General features: G+C 62.3%; 13 protein-coding genes. 4 read left to right on the top strand and 9 right to left on the bottom strand.

Going from position 1 to position 15,409, the window contains the following annotated elements:
• The first annotated feature begins 17 nt into the window (after window positions 1-17).
• Window positions 18-2,297, top strand: a complete 2,280-nt coding sequence (locus C9I57_RS17525; RefSeq protein WP_018443100.1) for an arginine/lysine/ornithine decarboxylase — start codon at window positions 18-20, stop codon at window positions 2,295-2,297.
• Between the two features lie 2 nt (window positions 2,298-2,299).
• Entirely contained in the window at window positions 2,300-3,058 is a 759-nt protein-coding gene (locus tag C9I57_RS17520) for a lysozyme inhibitor LprI family protein (protein ID WP_181321866.1), read from the top strand.
• Window positions 3,059-3,199: 141 nt separating this feature from the next.
• On the opposite strand, the gene C9I57_RS17515 is transcribed toward C9I57_RS17520, so the two are convergent.
• Both C9I57_RS17515 and C9I57_RS17510 read right to left on the bottom strand, forming a co-directional pair.
• On the bottom strand, window positions 3,200-5,044 hold the full coding sequence (locus C9I57_RS17515) for a hypothetical protein (RefSeq protein ID WP_107151903.1): 1,845 nt from the start codon (window positions 5,042-5,044) through the stop codon (window positions 3,200-3,202).
• Window positions 5,035-5,787, bottom strand: coding sequence for a hypothetical protein (locus tag C9I57_RS17510; RefSeq protein WP_146166230.1), 753 nt, complete (start codon window positions 5,785-5,787; stop codon window positions 5,035-5,037). Before C9I57_RS17510 ends, C9I57_RS17515 begins: the two co-directional genes overlap by 10 nt.
• Here C9I57_RS17510 and C9I57_RS17505 point away from each other — a divergent pair.
• Entirely contained in the window at window positions 5,786-5,986 is a 201-nt protein-coding gene (locus C9I57_RS17505) for a hypothetical protein (protein WP_258187694.1), read from the top strand. The two genes, C9I57_RS17510 and C9I57_RS17505, sit on opposite strands and share 2 nt — an antisense overlap.
• A 56-nt stretch (window positions 5,987-6,042) precedes the next feature.
• On the opposite strand, the gene C9I57_RS17500 is transcribed toward C9I57_RS17505, so the two are convergent.
• The 6 genes from C9I57_RS17500 to C9I57_RS17475 all read right to left on the bottom strand — a co-directional run bounded on the left by C9I57_RS17500 (window position 6,043) and on the right by C9I57_RS17475 (window position 11,279).
• Window positions 6,043-6,480 (bottom strand): HEPN domain-containing protein, encoded by a 438-nt coding sequence (locus C9I57_RS17500; protein ID WP_107151900.1) that lies wholly within the window; start codon window positions 6,478-6,480, stop codon window positions 6,043-6,045.
• Entirely contained in the window at window positions 6,452-7,051 is a 600-nt protein-coding gene (locus C9I57_RS17495; protein ID WP_107151899.1) for a DNA polymerase subunit beta, read from the bottom strand. Before C9I57_RS17495 ends, C9I57_RS17500 begins: the two co-directional genes overlap by 29 nt.
• A gap of 80 nt (window positions 7,052-7,131) precedes the next feature.
• Window positions 7,132-8,553 carry an argininosuccinate lyase gene (gene argH / locus C9I57_RS17490; protein WP_107151898.1) on the bottom strand — a complete coding sequence of 474 codons (1,422 nt, stop codon included), beginning with the start codon at window positions 8,551-8,553 and terminating at the stop codon, window positions 7,132-7,134.
• Between the two features lie 171 nt (window positions 8,554-8,724).
• The gene (locus C9I57_RS17485; RefSeq protein WP_107151897.1) at window positions 8,725-9,561 is read right to left on the bottom strand and encodes an anti-sigma factor; all 837 of its coding nucleotides are present in this window, start codon (window positions 9,559-9,561) and stop codon (window positions 8,725-8,727) included.
• Between the two features lies 1 nt (window position 9,562).
• Window positions 9,563-10,204, bottom strand: coding sequence for a sigma-70 family RNA polymerase sigma factor (locus C9I57_RS17480; protein ID WP_440130220.1), 642 nt, complete (start codon window positions 10,202-10,204; stop codon window positions 9,563-9,565).
• Between the two features lie 151 nt (window positions 10,205-10,355).
• Window positions 10,356-11,279 (bottom strand): helix-turn-helix transcriptional regulator, encoded by a 924-nt coding sequence (locus tag C9I57_RS17475; protein ID WP_107151895.1) that lies wholly within the window; start codon window positions 11,277-11,279, stop codon window positions 10,356-10,358.
• A gap of 282 nt (window positions 11,280-11,561) precedes the next feature.
• On the opposite strand from C9I57_RS17475, the gene C9I57_RS17470 reads away from it, so the two are divergent.
• Entirely contained in the window at window positions 11,562-12,314 is a 753-nt protein-coding gene (locus C9I57_RS17470; protein WP_107151894.1) for a class I SAM-dependent methyltransferase, read from the top strand.
• Between the two features lie 90 nt (window positions 12,315-12,404).
• Here the strand turns inward: C9I57_RS17470 and ppc are convergent, their stop codons facing one another.
• Window positions 12,405-15,335 (bottom strand): phosphoenolpyruvate carboxylase, encoded by a 2,931-nt coding sequence (gene ppc / locus C9I57_RS17465; RefSeq protein ID WP_440130216.1) that lies wholly within the window; start codon window positions 15,333-15,335, stop codon window positions 12,405-12,407.
• Between the last annotated feature and the right edge of the window lie 74 nt (window positions 15,336-15,409).

Here is a 15,409-nt window from a genome sequence, read left to right as displayed (position 1 = left end):
GTTTTTGGAGATGCTTCATGAAGTTTCGTTTCCCCGTCGTCATCATCGACGAAGACTTTCGCTCCGAGAACATCTCGGGTTCCGGCATCCGGGCGCTCGCCGAGGCGATCCAGGGCGAGGGTGTCGAGGTGCTGGGGCTGACGAGCTATGGTGACCTCACCTCGTTCGCGCAGCAGTCGAGCCGCGCGTCGTGCTTCATCCTGTCGCTCGACGACGACGAGCTCATGCTCGGCGAGACCGGACCTGACGGCGAGCTGCCCGAGCTTGCGACGGCGATCATCGAGCTGCGCGCGTTCGTGACCGAAGTGCGGCGCCGCAACGCGGATATCCCGATCTTCCTTTACGGCGAGACGCGCACCTCGCGCCACCTGCCGAACGACATCCTGCGCGAGCTGCACGGCTTCATTCACATGTTCGAGGACACGCCCGAGTTCGTCGCGCGCCATATCGTGCGCGAAGCGAAGGTCTACCTCGATTCGCTTGCGCCGCCGTTCTTCAAGGAGCTCGTCAAATACGCGGACGAAGGCTCGTACTCGTGGCACTGCCCGGGCCACTCGGGCGGTGTCGCGTTCCTGAAGAGCCCGCTCGGCCAAATGTTCCACCAGTTCTTCGGCGAGAACATGCTGCGCGCCGACGTCTGCAACGCCGTCGACGAGCTGGGGCAGCTGCTCGATCATATCGGCCCCGTGGCGGCGTCCGAGCGCAACGCTGCGCGGATCTTCAGCGCGGATCATCTCTTTTTCGTGACGAACGGCACGTCGACGTCGAACAAGATCGTCTGGCACGCGACGGTGGCGCCGGGCGACATCGTCGTCGTCGATCGCAACTGTCACAAGTCGATCCTCCATGCGATCACGATGACGGGCGCGATTCCCGTGTTCCTCACGCCGACGCGCAACAACTTCGGCATCATCGGGCCGATTCCGCTCGACGAGTTCAGGCCCGAGAACATCCGCAAGAAGATTCAGGCGAATCCGTTCGCGCGCGAGGCGCTCGAGAAGAACCCGCGCCTGAAGCCGAGGATCCTCACGATCACGCAAAGCACCTACGACGGCGTCGTCTACAACGTCGAGATGATCAAGGAACTGCTCGGCGACTTCCTCGATACGCTGCACTTCGACGAGGCCTGGTTGCCGCACGCCGAATTCCATCCGTTCTACAAGGACATGCACGCGATCGGCGCGGGACGCCCGCGCACGGGCGCGCTCGTCTTCGCGACGCACTCGACGCACAAGCTGCTCGCCGGCATCTCGCAGGCTTCGCAGATCGTCGTGCAGGACTCGGCCGACGGTGCCTTCGATCGCCACCGCTTCAACGAGGCGTATCTGATGCATACGTCGACGAGCCCGCAATACGCGATCATCGCCTCGTGCGACGTGGCCGCCGCAATGATGGAGCCGCCGGGCGGCACGGCGCTCGTCGAGGAGTCGATCGCCGAGGCGCTCGACTTCCGGCGCGCGATGCGCAAGGTCGATGCCGAGTACGGCGACGATTGGTTCTTCCAGGTGTGGGGACCGGAGGCGCTCGCCGAGGAGGGGATCGGCTCGCGCGAGGACTGGGTGCTTCGCGCAAACGATCCGTGGCATGGTTTCGGGCCGCTCGCCGAGGGCTTCAACATGCTCGATCCGATCAAGGCGACGATCGTGACGCCGGGCCTCGATCTGGCGGGCGATTTCGGCGAGACGGGCATTCCGGCCGCGATCGTGACGAGGTATCTGGCCGAGCACGGCATCATCGTCGAGAAGACGGGCCTTTACTCGTTCTTCATCATGTTCACGATCGGCATCACGAAGGGCCGCTGGAACTCGATGGTGACGGAGCTGCAGCAGTTCAAGGACGACTACGACGGCAACCAGCCGCTCTGGCGCGTGCTGCCCGAATTCGTCGCGCAGCATCCTGCTTACGAGCGCATGGGGCTGCGCGATCTGTGTCAGGCGATTCACAGCGTCTACCGCGCAAACGACATCGCGCGGCTCACGACCGAGATGTATCTCTCGAACATGGAGCCGGCGATGAAGCCGTCCGATGCGTTCGCGAAGCTCGCGCATCGCGAGATCGACCGCGTGCCGATCGACGAGCTCGAAGGGCGCGTCACCAGCGTGTTGCTGACGCCTTATCCGCCCGGCATTCCGCTTTTGATTCCGGGCGAGCGCTTCAACAAGACGATCGTCAGCTACTTGAAGTTCGCGCGCGATTTCAACGAGCGCTTCCCCGGGTTTTCGACCGATATTCACGGGCTCGTTGCCGAACCGGTCAACGGTCGCTTCGAGTATTTCGTCGATTGCGTGCGTACGTGACCATGAGTGTTGCCGACCGGAGTTTCGGCCGCGCACTGTTGACAGTTGCCGCGGCCGTCGCCGTTCTTTACGGCGCTGCCATACCCACCCTCGGGCGCGCGGAAGCCGCGCCCGCGGACCCGATCGACACGGCGATGCGCGCTTGCCTCGCACGAGCCGATCGTTCGACGCCCGCGGGCCAGGCGCAATGCATGGACGCGGCGCGCGCTTCGTGGGAGGCGGCGATCGATTCCGCTTACCGGTCGATTATCGCCAATGCGCCGGACAAGGCGCGGCGCGGATGGCAGGAGAGCCAGAAGCGGTGGCTGGCTTGGCGCGAGCAGGAGACGCCGCTCGTGCATGCCGTGTTCGCCACGACAGATGGCTCGTCGTACCTGATCGCCGAAGCGAACGTGCTGTTGCAGCCCGTGCGCGATCGTGCGTTGCAGCTGCGGCGGGCGGCGGCGCAGTTTCAGGCGCAGGCGACGGGCGTGGCGGCCAGTGCTTCCGATCCCAAGTCGGAGAAGAAGTCTTCGCGTATGCGGTCTTGCGCGGCCGATGCTGCGTGCGAGCATGCGCTATTCGATCTCAATCGCTACGTGCATCGGCTCCGCGTGAAGCTGCCGGCGCAGTCGCGCACGGTACTCACGCGCGCGCAACGCGGCTGGCGCAGCTATTTCGATGCGACCGCGGGGCTCGGGTCGGAAACCGACCGCGTCGATCTAATCGGCGGGCGCGTCGCGACGTTCAAGCGGTTGTCGGATACGGTGGGGGGCGATTGAGGAGAAGCTGTTGCCAGTAGCCATCTCTCAAACACTGTGTCTGAATTCGTGCTGCAAATCTGGGCTACTGGCTCTTCGCCCAGACTTGCTAGTCAGCGATTGGCGCTCGAGAATCTCTTCTGTTGCTGCCTAATCTCGTCCCTATCGGGGAAAGTGCAAGTCGCTTGGCCGTATTCCTGCAGGCAGCGTAAGCCGACGGTCCGGAACGTTAACCTCGGAGTTCGGCCAGTGTGACCAGACCACGTCCGAACTTTTATCCAGCGTTACGGCTGTCCATGTCCCAGAGCTACCTTGCCGCGGAGCGCTAAGGTGCGGCGGCAGGTGAGGTGGCTGTACGCCGGCAGTTGGCCCAACCGCGACTGGATTTCTCCCAAGCGTCAAGCTGCTCGTATCGATTTTGCTGAAATCGAAGTTCGGTATTTCCGCTTCCGGCGGTAGCACGGCGATACCCTGACGAGAAGTGGCGAGGACCAAACCGCCATCTTTCATTTTCATGATTGTGGCTAGGCCTAACCGAGGATCGTAAAATTTTTCCTGGAACCGATCTCCGTTCCAAATCCGATCATGCGTCTGGTTGTTGTTATCGATCCAATGCTGCTCTGCCAATGGTGAATTGATGTCGGCAGAGGCATGGATCTCCTCGTAATACTTTCCATCTGGACGGACGATTTTTACGTGCAATCGACCCGCTGAATCAACGAATTGTTCTTGACTATTTGATGGGCGTATTTGTCTCACGTCGAATTCAATCAAATGTCCGAATTTGTCCCATGTCGCGGACTCCTTGAGGGTCCCGTCTGGATTGTAATTGAATACTGTTGCGCTGCCGTCCGCATTGAACATCCCGCGTACAGCATCTCGATTAAATTCCCCGTAGTTGGGTTGCATAATTTCTCCAGATGCGCTGACGACGATTATGCCGCTTCCATAATGTTGTATGCTGGTTTCCATAATTGCACCAGATGCGCTGGCGACGATTTGTTCTACAAATAGTGGTTTGAAGTTAGTTATCGTTCGAGTTCCATTGCGCTCTAAGACCATCCTGGCCGCCAAGCGGCCATCTGCATCATATAGCAGTGATTCCCAGTCCCCATCCTTATTCGCCGATTGCGTTAAGACGCTTCCTTCAAAATTGACGTGTGTTAGCGATTCTAAGATATTCCCCACATATGACCGGATCGAATTTCCGCCACTTCCGTTGTCCTCCACCGTGATGACTTGGTCTTCACTGAAGATTAACCAGGTGTAGTTGCGGCCATCGAGATCAAAGATGTGCTCGCCGACCAAGCGGAGGTTCGCTTGCACGCTCGGGGGCAAGGCCGTTCGGTCACGGACTGTGGGTTTGAAGCCAATCCGTTCAAGGATGGTCTGATGGAAAGAGGGACCTCTTTTGTCCAGCCCGATCGCTTCGGCATAAGCTTCCCAGGCAAGTTTTGCGACCGTAGCCGCAGTTACCGCTGCAAAGATGGCGGGTGCGACACTGACCGTAGCACTGCCGATGACTATCTCGGCCAGAATCGCCGCGCCCATCCCGGCCAACTCTCTGCCGACCGCGAACTCGCTCGCGTGCGGGTCGGCAATAGTCCACACGAATTGAACGCCTGTCACTACGGTGCCCAAACTACTCCCGATCTTGGCAATTAGCGAAGAGACATCTTTCGTTTTGGCCGCGGAGGCAAAGAGGTGGTCTGCTTTCCGTAGTTCTGTTCGGTAACTGTTTGCGTATGCTTGAAGTTGCGGCGAAAGCTTACTGAGATCCGCTTTTGACAATTGGCCGGAGATACCGACTTGCAACGCGTCTAGATTGTTGAGCAGCGACTTGATGTGTGCCGCCCGCTCCCTCGACTTGTCGGCCAGTGCTCCAATATCGTCCGCAATCTTTCGCAGTGCCGCTGCCGCCTCAGTGGAAACCTTTGCGGCGTATTTTGTGGCGGATTCTTGCGCCGCGGTGCTTGTAAATTCTTGATGATCGATTCTTATTGACATTTTTTGACTCCGATTTGTTTAAAAATGAGGATAAATGTGATAAGCGTGGTGCCGATCGTCCACCACCATGCACCGCCTCCGAAGACCCAACCGGTTAATGCAAGGTTGAGCTTGGAGTCTGCGACTGGCATCGATTCGAATTGAACTGGTGTGCTCGAGAAGAAAGTGATGTATAGACCTCCAAAGGAAATTATGGTTAGTAAGAACGCTGCAAAATAAGATTTGACAGGTTGCCTCGCCATCCGTGAGTGATAAAATATCCTCATTCTGTAGCTGTAAATCACGAATAAGGGTGTCAATAGATGCATCGTTGAGTAGTAGAGGCCCGCGACTTGTGGGAATTGAGACAGAGCCTGGTGTGATTTGATGGCAGGAAACCACATTGACATGTGGTCGACAAATTGGGCTAGGATTGCGTGACGGGTCAACACGTCGTCAGGGGCGACGAATGGAATGGCAATGCTAGATAGAAAGACTGTCAGGCTCTCCCAGCTGGTGAGCAGCAGCAGTAATTCGTTAGGTTTTCGTTGTTCGTCCTGCAAACCGGTAGCTCCTTTGCTCATAACAAGCCCCATTTCATTGATCGCAATGCGTTCTCCAAGCCGGACGACGAAGGTGGCTTGGTCGATCAGAAAGCTCAGCTTATGGCGAGCGCGCCGGAATTCCGGCTGCCTGCAACAAAATAGGACGAAGTGAAGGCCGCCCAAGTCGAAAGAGAAGTCTTCGCGTATGGGGTCTTGCATGGCCGATGCGGCCTGCGAACATGCGCTGCGACCGGAATCGCTCCGTTTGCTGACACGCGCGCAACGCGCCTGGCGCAGCTATTTCGATGCGACCGCGGGGCTCGGCTCGGAAACCGATCGCGTGGATCTAATCGGCGGGCGCGTGGCCACTTTCAAGCGGTTGTCGGATACGGTGGGGGCGATTGAGCGAGGCGGCTAAGGCCCCCGGGTGCAACGCCTGGGGACCTCGAGCCGCGCGTCACGCCAGCGGGATGGTCAGACCAGTTCCGGCTTATTGCGTTCGAGCCATTGCTTGACGTCGGAAAGCAGTTCGGTCGCGCTCTCGATGCAGGCTCTCACCGCCGAATCAGAGACGAGATCGCCCGAGTAGTCCGACAGGTTGCGCTGTTTGCGCAGAGCATCAAGCACGATGACCCGCTCCGCGGAAAGACCGACCGTCTTTGACAGCGTTTGAATCGCCGTCTGATGATGTCCGGAGCGGCTCGTCAAAGTACGGTAGCCGTGCGCGTGCAGTGCCAACATCGCCAATTGCATGACAGCTTTATATGCAGCATCGAATCGATTTTCGCTGCTGAGGCCAGCTAGCCTCGCGTCGGCCAGATTCCGTTCGGCTGCGGCGAGAAGTCTGGCAACGTGTCCGCGGTCGGGCTGAACGGCGTCGAGGCTAACGCCGAGCAAGTTCTCCAATGTCATGGTCATTACCAATCAGAAAGATTTTTGGTTTGCCCATGACATCTATCAGAAACGGCTCCAGATTACGTATAGCGTCGGTCCATTCGGACGGAGTCAGCACCTTTGGGTTGATCTCGCGACCGATGGTGGTTTGCGCCTCGTACAGTGCACGCACGGCATCGGCGAAGCTGATCGAGCCGATGATCATGACATCGACATCGCTGGCCGCGCTTTCTCGGGCGCGCGCGACTGATCCATAGATGAATGCAGCTTCGATCCCCTTCGACAGTGGGGCTAGCGCTTCGGCCAATACGTCTGCAAGCCCGGCTGTCTTGCGCATGATGCTCGCCAACTCCTCGAAAATCGGCGAGCTTCGGTTGGCGCAGTAGAGAATTTGATTGCCTCTTCGTTCGCGGCTGAGAATGCCCGCGTCGCCGAGCTTGCTCAGCTCCTTGTGAAGCGTTCCAGCGACGGTCCCCGTCAAACGAGCAATCTCGCGAACGTGATATGCCTTCTCAGGATGCAGCAACAGGAGGCTCAGCACGCGGCGGCGGTAGTGGCTAAAAAGAACGTCCGAGGGTGTCTGTAGCATGATCGGCTACAAATGTAGCACGTTTAGCTACGAATCCGCGAGAAACGATACTGTCGCCGCAGCGTGGCCGCTAGCCGACCCTAATTTCGCCGCTCCGCCGCTATCGCCTTCCGAACCGCGCTGGCGGCCGCCCGCACCTGTTCCGGCGCCGTGCCGCCGGGGTGATTGCGGCTTGCCACAGAACCTTCGAGCGTCAGATAGTCGAAGACATCCTCCCCGATCAGATGCGCGACGTTCGGCAACTCGCGACGCATTTCATCGAGCGTAAGGTCGGCCAAGTCGCACTGCCGGTCCACGCAGACGCGCACGGCGTGTGCGACGGCTTCATGCGCATCTCGAAACGGCAGCCCGCGCTTGACGAGGTAGTCGGCGAGGTCGGTCGCCGTCGAAAACCCCTGCAGAGCCGCCGCGCGCATCGCTTCGGGCTTCACCGTAATGCCCGCCACCATCTCGGCAAAGATCCGCAGCGTGTCCGCGACCGTGTCGACGGTATCGAAAAGCGGCTCTTTGTCTTCCTGGTTGTCTTTGTTGTAGGCGAGCGGTTGCCCCTTCATCAACGTCAGCAATGCCATCAGATGGCCGTTGACGCGCCCGGTTTTGCCGCGCGCGAGCTCGGGCACGTCCGGATTCTTCTTCTGCGGCATGATCGACGATCCCGTGCAGAAGCGATCGGCGAGGTCGATGAAGCCGACGCGCGGGCTCATCCAGAGCACGAGCTCTTCCGAAAAACGCGATACGTGCGTCATGACGAGCGCGGCCGCGGCGGCGAATTCGATCGCGAAGTCGCGGTCCGAGACCGCGTCGAGCGAATTCGCGCAAATGCCGTCGAAGCCGAGCGTACGCGCCACCGCGTGTCTGTCGATGGGATAGCTCGTGCCTGCGAGCGCCGCCGCGCCGAGCGGCAGGCGGTTCACACGCGCGCGGCAATCGCGCATGCGCTCCGCGTCGCGGCCAAACATTTCGACGTAGGCGAGCAGGTGATGGCCGAACGTGACGGGCTGCGCGACCTGCAGATGCGTGAAGCCCGGCATGATCGTCCCCGCGTGCTGTTCGGCAAGCTCGACGAGCGCCAGACGCAGATCGCCGAGCAAACCGCGGATGCGGTCGATTTCGCCGCGCAGCCAGAGCCGGATGTCCGTCGCGACCTGATCGTTGCGCGAACGGCCCGTATGCAGACGCTTGCCAGCATCGCCGACCAGCGCCGTGAGCCGCGCCTCGATATTGAGGTGGACGTCCTCGAGATCGAGCTGCCAGACGAACTCGCCGCGCTCGATTTCCCCCTTGATCTGCGCCATGCCGCGCTCGATGGCGGCAAGATCGTCGGCGCTGATGATCTTCTGCGCCGCCAGCATCTTCGCGTGCGCAAGCGAGCCTTCGATGTCGACGAGCGCCATCCGCTTGTCGAAGAAGACCGACGACGTGTAGCGCTTGACGAGCTCCGACATCGGTTCGGAGAAGCGTGCCGACCAGGCTTCGCTCTTTTTGTGCAGTTGGGACGTCATGGTGGTGGGACCGTTGGGTGGATCGAGGCGATGTTCGCTGATGCGGTGGCCTCAGTGGCCAGTACTCAGTACTATGCCCGCAGGGAAACGCTCGATTTTATCATTGCGCCGAGGCGCCACCGCGCAACGCGGGGTTGCCAGGCGGCGCGATTCGTCAAGACGAAGACGCGCTCAAGCCGTCGACATCAGCTTACCCGTGCAAACGACGGGGCCGCTCGGACCGTTGGCACTCGTCGAGCCGCCCGGCGGCTCGATCGACACGGCAAGCTTCACGAATGCGCTCATTCCGCGCACTTTCATATGAATGATCTTACCCGGCGGCAGCATGCCGAGCGATACGGGCTGTCCGTGCTCGGGGATTCCCCAAAGCTGCTCCGATTTGCCTGGTGGCGGAGCGTCGCCGCCGCTCATCCGGTGCGCGCTCATCATCGCGCTTTCGTCGTCCCACATGACGAACACCATCGTCTTGTTCGTCTTCACGTCGGCGAGGGCGGCGACATACGAGACGCGCTCGATAATGGGGCGGCCGGTGGCGGTGGTGACTTCGTCGTTGACCGCACCAGGCGAAACGGTGGGCGCCGTGGCCGGAGCAAACGGACGCACCGTCCAGGCGAGAACGACGGCGGCGACGAGTGCGAACCCTGTCGCGCCAATCGACCAGCCGCGCCAGAACGACAGGCTCTCGAACCAACGCGGGTTTCGGCGCTGGCCAAGAATCGACGTTGCGGTACCGCCACGGGCTTGCTGCTGGTCCTCTATCGCCGCGTTTGCCGAAGACAGGCCGAGCCGGCGCTCGAGCGATCGCCACGCACTCGCAGGCGGCTCGATTGCCGGCGCAAGCTCGGCGAGCGCTCCGATTCGCGCGGTCCACGTGTCGATGGCGGCGCGCACGGCCGGATCGCTTTCCGCGAGCCGCTCCAAACGGCGGCGCGCGCCGCCGCGCAGCACGCCGAGCGCGTACTCGCCGGCTAACCGGTCGATCAGATCGGGATACCGGTGCAGATCCATCTCACTGGCCTCCCATGCAAATTTTCAGTTTCTCGAGGCCTCTGCGTACCCAGGACTTGACGGTGCCGAGCGGCACGTCGAGCGTCTGCGCGATCTCGCCGTGGCTTTGATCGCGCAGGTAGGCAAGCGCCACGGCCTGCCTCTGGTTCGCATCGAGCCTCTTCATGCAAATCTCGAGTTGCCGCGCCGCTTCGCTCAAGAGCGCCGACTCGGCGGGATCTCGCTCGTCACCGGGCAGCAATTCCTCGAACGATTCGCTCCAGTCCTCGAGTGCGATCGTCGATCCGCCGCCAGCCGAGTTCATCCCTTCCGCACTTTCCCGCTCGACGGCTTCGGCCCGTCCGGTTTTCTGCCGGCGCAGGAAATCGAGGGCGCGATTGCGGACGATCGCCGTCATCCAGGTCAACGGCGCGGCGAGGTCTTCCCGATAGTCGCCGGCGTAACGCCAGATATTGATGAATCCGTCCTGCAATGCTTCCTCCGCCCATTCGCGCCTGCTCAATATACGAAGCGCGACGCCGAACAGTTTCGCGGCGGTGAAATCGTATAAGGTGCGCAACGCACCGGCGTCCTTCAGCGCGACACGCGCAAGCAGCGCCGTGAGGTCTCGCGGCGTGGGTTCGGGGGGCAGACGCGTCGTCATCGGGAAGGGTGAAAGGGCGGCATGGCGCGCAGTTTCGTCGGAATCCTGATCGCCAGAAAGCCGCTCGTTGCGGTCGTCGGCATTAAAGGGGCTGATCTCCACTGTCGGCCGCTATCTTAACCGCGCTTGACAACGTTCGCCCGCGCCGCGATCAGCGTCGAATCAGCACGACCAGCAGCAAGTCTTCGCGATGAGCGGGCTTGAACGTGATCTGGTGATAAACGATGCGCCCGTCGCGGGGATGATCGAACTCGCGCGCGCCGCCTTCGCGAACACCCACGTCCTGCGATGCCCAGAAGTGAGCGAACGCTTCGCTTTCGGCTGCCAGGGTGTCGATCAATGCGCGTGTCGGCGCGTCGTTGAGGTGACGAATCGAATCGGCGCGAAACTCGGCGACCAACCGTCGCGCACGCGTTTCCCAATCTACGATCAGTCTGCGCCCGGCGGGCTCCAGAAACGCGAAATAGAGCAGATTGCGGTCGTGGGCCGGCGCTTGGGCTTTGCCGGATCCATCGTCCGGCCCGGTGGGCTCGTCGAGCCAGCCGACGAAGAGCTCGGCCGCCTGCCTGTTCCAAGCCAGCGCGTTCCACTGGCGATCGAGCACGTAGGCGGGCGTGTCGAGGTGATCGACGGTCGCGATCAGCGTAGCCGGCGCGTCGGCGGCGGCCAGCGCGGGCTCCGCCGGATCGCGTTCGCCCGCGAGCTCGAAAAGATAAGCGCGTTCGGCACGCGAGAGCTGCAGCGCCACTGCGATGCGCGCCAGCGCCTCGGCCGAGGCGGACACGGGCCGGCCTTGCTCGATCCACGTGTACCAGGTCGCGCTGACGCCGCAAAGCTGCGCGACTTCTTCGCGACGCAGCCCCGGCGTGCGCCGCCGTGGTCCGGGAGGCAGGCCGACGGCGAGCGGGGACAGACGCTCGCGATGAGCACGGATGAACTCGCCGAGCGCGCGTGCCGGAGTATCGGTGATCGGTGTGGCTTTCGAGGCGCGCGCCTTTGCTGAGCGCCCGGCGAGGGTGGCGTTGGCCGGAGCGGGAGGCGCCGCTCGGTTGCGGGTGGTGGGTGGGCTAGCCATCGTTTTTCTCGTTGCGAATGCCAAAACAGAAACCAAAAGCCAAACAGATCGAAGCGCAAGCCATGGCGATTTCCTGACGATAATCGGGTGGCTTTGATACCAGGATAACTGGTTGTCTTGTACCGGTACTGTGACGACTCTATTGTAGCGACAAGCGCATCGCTTGGATCACGGTTATGCGGACTCGGTCGATGGCAGGTTTCCGCGCCGCGTGACGGGCGTCGCCCAACACAACTATCGCTGCTCGCGTGGCTAGCGTCACCGACTTTTCTGGAGGAACCTATGAAACAACACGATCAAGTCGCCGATGCCTTCGGCTCGACGGCCGCTGCCTATTTGGCGAGCCCTACGCATGCGAGCGGTGCCGATCTGGCGACGCTTGCTGCCGAGATTGCGTCGACGCCTGATGCGAAGGTGCTCGACCTCGGATGCGGGGCGGGCCACGTCAGCTTTGCCGTCGCGCCGCATGCCCAATCGGTGATGGCTTACGACATCGCGCCGCAAATGCTTGCGACCGTCGTTCTCGCGGCGCGCGAGCGCGGGCTTGCCAATGTCACGACGGAAGAGGGCCCGGCCGAGGCATTGCCGTTTGCCGATGCCTCGTTCGACTGGGTGGTGAGCCGCTTTTCGGCGCACCATTGGCACGACGTGCCGCGTGCGCTGGCGGAAGTGCGGCGGGTGCTCAAGCCACGCGGGCGAGCAATCTTCATCGATGTCGTGAGCGCGGCGCATCCCCTCTTCGACACGCACTTGCAGGCGGCGGAAGTGTTGCGAGACGGTTCGCACGTGCGCAACTATGGCGCTGATGAGTGGATCGCGTTTTTCGCGGGTGCCGGGTTCACCGCGAGCATTCGCGAGAACTGGCGCTTGCGGATGGAGTTCGACCAGTGGGTCGCACGCATGCGAACTCCCGAGGTGCGCGCCGCGGCGATCCGTTCACTGTGGTCCAACGCGCCCGACGAAGTGCGCGAGTATTTCGGCGTACAACCCGACGGGTCGTTCATGATCGATGTCGCGATGATCGAGGCAAGCTAGGCGGTCTCTCTTCGTTCCAGCATGCTCAACCACAATGAAAAAGCCGCCCTTTTTGGGCGGCTTTTCCGTCCTGAGCGAAGACTTGCACCCTCACCCCGTATTCCGCAACCCCGCCGCGATCCCGTTGATCGTCAGATGGATCCCGCGGCGCAACCGCGCGTTCGTATCCCCCGCGCGGTGGCGCTTGAGCAACTCGACCTGCAAGTGGTTGAGCGGATCGAGATACGGGAAGCGGTTCTTGATGGAGCGCGCGAGAAGCGGATTGTCGGCGAGCCGTTCCTCCTTGCCCGTGATTTGTTCGAGTGCCTGCGTCGTGCGTTCCCACTCTGCGACGATGCGCTCGAATACGTGCTTGCGCAGCTTCTTGTCCTCGACGAGTTGCGCGTAGCGCGAGGCCACGGCGAGATCGGTCTTGGCGAGCACCATGTCCATGTTCGAAAGCAGCGTCGAGAACAACGGCCAGGTCTTGTACATCTTCTTCAGCGTCGACAGGCGCCGCGTCCGCTCGGTTTCGCTGGAGGCGCCCCCGAGGTGCGCGGCGACCGCGCTGCCGAAGCCGTACCAGCCCGTCAGCAACAACCGGCATTGGCCCCACGAGAAGCCCCACGGAATGGCTCGCAAGTCTTCGATGCGGCGATTCTTCGGATCCTGCAGCTTGCGCGAGGCCGGGCGGCTGCCGATGTTGAGCTCGGCGATCTCCGCGATCGGCGTAGACGAGAAGAAGTATTCGGTGAAGCCCGGCGTCTCATAGACGAGCGCCCGATAGGCGCTCATCGCCGCGTCGGAAAGCGCCTGCATCGTCTCTTCGAAGACGGGCAGGTTCGTCGCGGGCGCGTTGCCGTGCGGCAGCAGGGATGCCTCGAGCGTCGCCGCGATGACCGTCTCGAGGTTGCGCCGGCCGATCTCGGGGTTGCTGAACTTGCTCCCGATCACTTCGCCTTGCTCGGTGAGGCGAATATGACCTTCAACCGTGCCCGGCGGCTGCGAGAGGATCGCCTGATAGGTCGGGCCGCCGCCGCGCCCGACCGTGCCGCCGCGGCCATGAAAGAGGCGCAGCTTGATGCCGTGCTCTTTGAAGAGCGAGACGAGCGCGAGCTCGGCGCGGTAAAGCTCCCAGTTCGACGTAAGAAAGCCGCCGTCCTTGTTGCTGTCCGAGTAGCCGAGCATGACTTCCTGCTCGCTCCCTTGGTGCGCGATCAGCGGCTTGACGCCGGGCAGCCCGAAGTACTCGCGCATGATGACGGGCGCGTTGCGCAAATCGGGAATCGTCTCGAAAAGCGGAATCACCATGAGCCCGCTGCGCGCGCCCGCGTGCTTGCCGGCGAGCGTGCCTTCGAGCAGCCCGGTTTCCTTTTGCAGCAGCAGGACCTCGACCAAATCGCTGACTGTTTCGGTGTGCGAAATGATGTAGTTGCGCACAGCGCGCGCGCCGAAGCGCTCGCGCACGACGCGCGCCATCTCGAGCACGCCGAGCTCGCTGCGAACGAGCGGCGAGTACTCGAGATAAGCCGAGCGCAAGAGGCGCGGCTGCTCGAGCTCCGCGAGCAGCAGATTCAGCTTGTCGGCCTCGGGCAGCGACGCATAGTCGTCGTGGACGTCCGCGCGCTTGAACAGTTCGGCGATCACGGCCTCGTGCACGTCCGAGCTTTGCCGCAAGTCGATGCTCGCGAGGTGAAAGCCGAAGACCTCGGCCGAGCGCGCGAGGGGGGCGAGCCGCGCGCCGACTAGGGATTCGCCGTGATGCGCGTTCAACGAATCGATCAGGACGTTCAGATCACGCGCGAATTCCGCGGCATCCGCATACGGCGTCGCGCGCACGGGCGGCACGCCGGGGCTCACGCCTCGCAACGGCACGGTGCCTTCTCCGAGCCGCACGCGCACGCTTGCCGCGAGCCGCGTATAGATGCCGATCAGGGCACGCCGGTAGGGCTCGTCGACGCGATGCGGCGATTGATCGGGCGACGCCTGCGCAAGCGCCTTCAATTCGTCGCTGCAGCCCGAGAGCAGGTTCGACACGGAAAGCTCGGCGCCGAGCGCATGCACTTCCTCGAGGTAATGCTCGAAGATGACGGCGGCCTGGCGCCTCAGCGCATGCTCGAGCGTCTCCGAGGTCACGTTCGGGTTGCCATCGCGATCGCCGCCGATCCAGCTGCCCATCTGAAAGAAAGGCGGCAGACGCCCTTCGAGCTGATGTCGTTCGGCCAGCGCCTCTTCGATGTCGGCATAAAGGGCCGGAATTTCGCGCAGGAACGTCGCCCGGTAATACGAAAGCGCGTTTTCGATTTCGTCGGCGACGGTCAGCCGCGAGTCGCGCAGCATGCGGGTCTGCCAGAGCGTCGACACGCGTGCACGCAACAGGGCCTCGTTGCGAGCGCGCTCGCGTGCGGTCAGCGGCTGGTCGCGCTCCGCCAGCAGCCACGCGATCTGGTGCTGGGCGTCGAGGATGCTCTTGCGTTGAACTTCGGTCGGATGCGCCGTCAGCACAGGTACGATCAATGCGTCGTCGAAGAAACGCTTCAGCGCTTCACCGTCGATGGTGCCCGCGAGCGCGAACCGCTCGAGCGCGTAGGCGATCGTGCCCGCCTGCGGCGCTGATCCCGCCAGCGCGTGAATGCGGCGGCGCCGGTTGTGATGACGATCCTCGGCGATGTTGGCGAGATGCGAGAAGTAGCTGAAAGCCCGCACGACGCTCACCGTCTGCTCGGGTGTGAGCGCGCGCAATTGCTTCTCGAGCGCGAGCGCGGCGCTGCTGTCGTCCTCGCGACGAAATTTCACGGCGTTCTGACGAATCGTTTCGACGACCTCGAAGACAGCGTCGCCCTCCTGCTCGCGGACGACGTCTCCGAGCAGGCGGCCGAGGTAGCGGATGTCCTGAAAGAGCGGTTGATCCTTGTCTTCGCGACCGCGGCTGGCGGGCTTCGGTGGCACGAGCGCGCCTGACGAAGCGGGGGGCACGGTCGCTGAAACGGGCAATGCATCGTTAGTGCGGCGGGCAGCGCGCGCCGATCCGGGGGACGTCACGATGGGTTTCCTCAGTGAAGCGCGGCGGCATCACGGCCGTCGCGAAAAATGGGGCAAGGCGTGCGTGCTACCAT

This window comes from Trinickia symbiotica, assembly GCF_003028655.1.
Classification (GTDB): domain Bacteria; phylum Pseudomonadota; class Gammaproteobacteria; order Burkholderiales; family Burkholderiaceae; genus Trinickia; species Trinickia symbiotica_A.
The sequence above is the reverse complement of the archived record's forward strand: the minus strand, read 5'-3'. Positions and strand labels throughout refer to the sequence as shown.